This window comes from Neobacillus niacini, assembly GCF_031456445.1.
In the GTDB taxonomy this organism is placed as follows: Bacteria; Bacillota; Bacilli; order Bacillales; family Cytobacillaceae; genus Neobacillus; species Neobacillus niacini_I.
In genome coordinates this window covers 1-3,444 of sequence record NZ_JAVDUQ010000077.1, presented here as the reverse complement: position 1 = coordinate 3,444, position 3,444 = coordinate 1, and the positions used below count along the sequence as shown (strand labels likewise).

At 31.0% G+C, this 3,444-nt stretch carries 3 protein-coding genes; 1 reads left to right on the top strand and 2 read right to left on the bottom strand.

Annotated elements, in window-relative coordinates; genetic code table 11:
* Nucleotides 1-226 precede the first annotated feature (226 nt).
* Nucleotides 227-1,069: a GNAT family N-acetyltransferase gene (locus tag J2Y67_RS27500; protein WP_310179362.1), complete on the top strand. Its 843-nt coding sequence runs from the start codon at nt 227-229 to the stop codon at nt 1,067-1,069.
* Between the two features lie 369 nt (nt 1,070-1,438).
* On the opposite strand, the gene J2Y67_RS27495 is transcribed toward J2Y67_RS27500, so the two are convergent.
* Complete coding sequence (locus tag J2Y67_RS27495) at nt 1,439-1,885, bottom strand: hypothetical protein (RefSeq protein WP_310179359.1); 447 nt, start codon at nt 1,883-1,885, stop codon at nt 1,439-1,441.
* Nucleotides 1,886-2,244: 359 nt separating this feature from the next.
* Nucleotides 2,245-3,249 (bottom strand): DUF3231 family protein, encoded by a 1,005-nt coding sequence (locus J2Y67_RS27490; RefSeq protein WP_310179358.1) that lies wholly within the window; start codon nt 3,247-3,249, stop codon nt 2,245-2,247.
* Between the last annotated feature and the right edge of the window lie 195 nt (nt 3,250-3,444).

Below are 3,444 nucleotides of genomic sequence, written 5' to 3'. Positions count from 1 at the left end.
ATTATTATAAATTTAAAATTACATTAGAATTTAGTGAAAAAATATATTTATTCATGAGTCAGTAAGGGAATGTGAAGGTTTGCACTTAAACTAAAGTGGCAGGTTAGTTTAATAAAGGGTTTATAAAAATACAATTAAATATGATGGATAAATTAGTTTTTGTAGAGTATTTATATTTTAGAAATACTTTTTAATCATTCAAGAACGCCCAAAGGGGATGGTTTGATTGATAAAACTTGTAAAATATGATGATCTTTCATTGTTTAAGAATGATGTGGTCTCTTACTTAGAACGATTTGAAGCTGAAAACAATTTAATATTTGGTGTTTTACTATCTTTAGGAGAAAACGATAAAAGTCCTCTTTTGATGGCAAAGGTAATAAAAGACAACGACATTGGGTTGGTTCTACTACAAACACATCCTAGTCAAATAATCTTATCTAAAGCAGTTTCTTTTACTTCAAGGGAAATACAAGTTATTGGAGAAAAGTTGAGTAACACAATTCAAGAAATACCTGGCTTTATAGGTGAAAAGAGTTTAACTACTGATTTAGCTAAGTATATTTCGAACTTAAGAGGGATTCATGCAAGTGTCGTAGTGAATCAAAAAATTTATAAGCTAGAAAAAGTTAAGAAAAAAATAAAATCAAATGGAAAACTCAGGACAGCTAAAGAAATCGATCTTCACATCATTAAAGACTGGGTGTATCAATTTTGTTATGAAATTAATCAACCTTTAAGTTTAAAAGAAGCCGATAAAAAAGCTAAGGAATTGATTAAAAAAGGAAATTTAGTTGTGTGGGAAATTAACGGAGGGTTGGTTTCCATGGCATATGCTACACGTCCAACTCAAAGTAATATTACAATTAGCTATGTTTACACACCAATTAGCGAAAGAAAAAAGGGATATGCTTCCGATTGTGTCTCAGCCTTCACTCAATCCTTGTTAGATCGAGGTTATAAAACAACAAGTTTATACACTGATCTAAATAATCCTACTTCCAATAAAATTTATATGCAAATTGGATATGAAGCAATAATGGATTCAATCGCTATCCTTTTAAAATAGAAATTATGCTCCACTTAAATTTAGCTCGAAAGCCAACTTTTTTGAACAAACGGTTACTTTTGTTGAAGATTCAGCTGCCATTGATGCAGCTTTTTTTATTGTACTAACGGAGCAGAATAGTTAAAAAAGTCGAGAATAGGACTATTGAACAATTATTCAATGACTTATAAAAGTTATAAAATATAATTAAATAATATGCTCAAAGCTACACATATGTAAGATATTGCGAATTAAAAATACCGTAAAATCCATTTCTGAATAATACGGTATTCTGGACAATTATTTGCTTTTTACGATTGATACGTGAAATAAGAACATCTTAAATAACTCTACTGCTTTATATAATGTACTCTCTATTATTTCAATATTTTAAACTTTTTCATACCATATTTCAAAAACATAAGCAATTAAGGCTATTGTAACAAAAATTAATAATAAATTAAAACTACTTATTGTAAAGTGAGTCAATTTCCTTGCTTCAACAAATTTAAGTATCACCCAAGCACCAAACGCATCAATAACAATATTTGTTGCAAGGTATAACCAAAAGTTTCTGAATGTAAAATAAAAAACCCATATTGTAGTTATGAAGAATGCGCCGTACGCAAAGCTCACATTTGTTATGTATCCCCAGGGCACTATCGCTTCTTTGATTTGCCACAACTTATATGTATATCCTATTTCATAGACGATGGTTACTAATAATGCAGTAAATATTGTTACTGGCATGTACCTTTTGATACCCTCTTTTTTCATAAAAAATAATGTTAACCATGGAACAATTAATAGTAACCATAAAATCAGCTTATTGGACATTATATTCACACCACCTATTACTTCTATATTGCATTATTAACAAAATTTAGTGATTTTATGTATTACACGTTTGCTATTTAGTGACCATTAATTCTAATGAATTGTTAGTACACAATTTTCTTCTAATATGAAATTAAGTAACTCATTTATTTTTCTTTAAAAACATTTAAAGTGTAGAATAGATTGTGAAATAATGTACTTAAAGTAACGGGTGCGATTGTTCAAAAAGGGCATTCGCTTTTCTTGTTCCGTTAACAAAGCAGGTTAGTTTAAGAAGGAAATAACTACTTAATGTTGTAATTATCCATTAAATTAACTAGCTAATTAAAAATATACCCCTCACTAATGAGGGGTATATCTTATTTATCTTGTGCAAGTTCTTTTCTATTGGGAGCAAGTGGTGGCTGTTCTAACCACTTGTTTTTCACCATAATATCGAACCAGTTTTTTGTCAATGCTAATGTTTTTAGAATTGTTTTTTCATAAACGACAGCTAGGTCTGTTCGCATGGCTCCTGCTAGACCTGTCCCGTAATATACTTGTGCAGTTTGAGCCAAGAAACCCATATGATACAACATTAATTTATCTGAAAAAGGAGAGTCTTTTGACGTTGTAACCTCTGATTCCCACGACATTGGAACTGGCAAATTATCCTTATGCATAATTTTTGAAAGAGCTTGTATGTTTTCATCTGCCTTTTTTTCTAATTCCTTAAAAAACTCTCTTATTTCTTTCGATTCGGCGACTTGACTGAATCCGATTGAAAGAGTTTTTGCCATAATGCTCTTTTTAATGTTAAGAGAAATACTGATTATTTCTGTAGCAGATAAAAGTCTCCCTTTTCCGAAGAATCCATCAGTAAAATCTTTGGTAGAAATAAATTCAGGGCTCTCGTTAGGATAGAAATAGGGGTCTCGTTGGAATTTTCCTTTTTTAAGCAATAACTCAATGGTTAAATCGTACATACTTTTTGCATCATTATCACATGAATTGTAAAATTTCCGTAGGTCCTTTCTGACAGAAACACTTAAAGCAGTTGTATGACCCAACAAACCATGTATAGTCATAATATGTAAATAATTTAAGCAGAATGTGTCAGAAAACAATCTCTCTGCACCTTTATTAAGGTCGGACTCAGTAAATCCAATAGGAACTGGAAATCCCTCTTTCTCAATGAAGGAAACAAGCTGCTTCTTTTGCTTTTCCCATGTCTCAATGGCAATTTCAAAAACTTTTTTTATTGATTCGTCTTCCAAAATAGAAATCATATACCTATTTACTATCTCGGTCATAGTTCCGTTTACATACTCCCCCCATAGTGTTCCTATTTCGGAAGATGTAAGTTTTAAATTATCATTTTCCATTTGTTCTCACCTCTTCCGTATTTTTTACTGACACAGAAATAGATATGCGTTTCTTTGGACTTAATATTTTAGATGATAATAGTTGAGCAGTTTCTTGTTGAACTAACGGGTGCGCGCGACAAGTTCTGTTATAAGTGCTACCGCGCGAAATGCAGGAAGTTTATTAAATTAACTTCAACTTTACAATGGAGGATA